The 2,110-nt window shown below is 62.1% G+C and carries 2 protein-coding genes; both read left to right on the forward strand.

The features are described 5' to 3' along the window. Nucleotides 1-629 precede the first annotated feature (629 nt). Nucleotides 630-839, forward strand: a complete 210-nt coding sequence (locus tag ARGLB_RS22490; RefSeq protein WP_003803945.1) for a serine hydrolase — start codon at nucleotides 630-632, stop codon at nucleotides 837-839. Next, nucleotides 839-1,243: a serine hydrolase gene (locus ARGLB_RS22495; protein ID WP_003803948.1), complete on the forward strand. Its 405-nt coding sequence runs from the start codon at nucleotides 839-841 to the stop codon at nucleotides 1,241-1,243. The genes ARGLB_RS22490 and ARGLB_RS22495 overlap by 1 nt, the downstream gene beginning before the upstream one ends. Nucleotides 1,244-2,110: the final 867 nt, after the last annotated feature.

Consider the following 2,110-nt stretch of genomic DNA (forward strand, 5'->3'; position numbering starts at 1 on the left):
CTCAAGGCGCTCTCTCGGCTTTCGAATACGAGCCGCAGGCTGTCGGGCTCAAAGCTGCAGTGTTCACCGAATCCCCGTGCCACGCTGTTCACGCCACTCCGGCGCCTAACCCGGCCGGCGGGATGATTCCGAATCGTCTTACGGTGTCGCCGCCCCGAGCCGAAAGGAGAGGTTCCACCCAGCAACGGGCCCTGCCCGCGGCCTGTTCGCATGTACGGCAGCGCTGGCCATATCACTGAACCTCAGCGGGTTCGCGGTGGCTGACCCTGAGGATTCAACACCCGCTAGCCGCCCCGCCCAAGTCAGCCACACAGTGGCCCTCCCGGCTCAAGCTCAGACATCAAAGCCCTTAGGCCTGTCACTTGTGACAATGGATGTCTCCCTACCGAAGCCCTCAGGCAGCCGGCCGTCAATAGCCATAGTCACATCGCCAGCAGCCAGCCCTCCACCGTCAGGCCAAAGCCACACTCCCGACGGCGGCTCCTAAGCCTGCCGTTCCCAAGCCGGCGCGCGTCCCGGCCGGATACGCACCGGCTGCACAAACTTCAGTTGCACCTCGCTTCGCCGCTCTCCGAAAACGGCTCAGCGCCATCATCGCCAAATACCCCCGGTACCAGCTAGGCGTTGCTGTGATCGACATGTCCGACGGTCTCCTCCACACCTACGGCGTTCAGGGGAAGTTTGTGGCGGCCAGCACAGGGAAGATCCTGGCAGCGGTCGCGTACTACCACTACGCCGAACGCGGCCTGCTGTCCCTCACGGCACCCATGGGGCGCTATACCGCAGCCTTTCAGCTCCGGCAGATGATCCAGCAGAGCAACAACGTTCCTGGGCACTGATGCTGAACGCCATCCGCAACCAACGAATCCATGATTATGCTGCCGCACTAGGGATTCCCTGCAACAGGCCACTCAATGAGCTTTCGCCCGCGGAGACGGCCACACTGCTGTACCTGCTGCGCACCGGACAGCTGATCAGCACCGCTCACGCGAACCAGCTGCTCTCCTACATGCAACACACGAACTACGAAACCCTCATCCCCGCCGCCGTTCCACCCGCCGTCGCCGTGTTCCACAAGTACGGGCTGCTGAACGGGTACCTGCACGACGCCAGTATTTTGGCCGGCGGCCCGCGGGCCTACGCCTTCGTGGTCTACACGCTGGGCAAGAGCATCGCGGACATACCGGCACAAACCAGGGTCATTCACGAACTCACCCATGCGGTCGTGGAAAAGCTGTTCTAAGACTCTCCGAGGCCGGGCCACAGGTGAGACTGCAACTTTCCCCTGTGGTGAGTGCTATCAGGGGGACCGTGGAAGCCCCTTCAGCCTCGCCTGAGCTGTTGCGAAAGTGCGTTTAATCCTACCTTCAGAAGGCGGGGGTGCCTTGCGCCGGAAACCCAAGACAGACGCCGGAAGCCCAAGGCCGCGCCCCCGCCGGTCGGACGGATCCCAGCTGGAACGGTTACGCCTGGAGAACGAACGCTGCCGGCGGATGGCCCATCTGGGGAAAATTTCCGGCCTTGAGGGAACCGTGGTGTCGCCGGGGTTTAAGCCGTTGTTGCCTTCAGGGCCGATTTTCCCTTGAGTGTCCTGCTCGACGTCGCTGGCTCATAAGTCCGTTGAAACGCCGTCCGCTTGGCCGGCGTTCCCGCTTGGATGCTGCGGACCATTCGGACTTCCCTCACGTCGTCCTCGGTCTTGACAGTCCCATCGGCGACAAAGCCATTCTTTCGGTAGAAGGCTTGTGCTCGCGGATTAGGATCGGCGACCCACAGCGTTGCAGGCGCGCCAGGGTCGATCACTGCATTGAGGAGCGCAGGGCCGACCCCTCGCCATGCTGAGCATCCGCAGGCACCGCGCGACGCACCTCGAAGTTGATCGTCATTGCTTAACGGTACACGGGGCGGCTGTCCTTGAAGCCGATTATTCATCGGGGCCCACGAGAGGCAAAGTTCTGTGCGTAAGTGCAAGGTTTTATGGCGATACTTTGGATGCCCCCAGCGTCAGCCCGTCAAAGTGCGGTTAGCCGGTTTCCAATGCTCGAAACACGGGCCTGGCGCGCTTGAATTGTGGCCTAGGTGAGGACTTCGCTGTATGAAGCGGAGCTAG

It is taken from the genome of Arthrobacter globiformis NBRC 12137 (genome assembly GCF_000238915.1).
GTDB lineage: Bacteria > Actinomycetota > Actinomycetes > Actinomycetales > Micrococcaceae > Arthrobacter > Arthrobacter globiformis.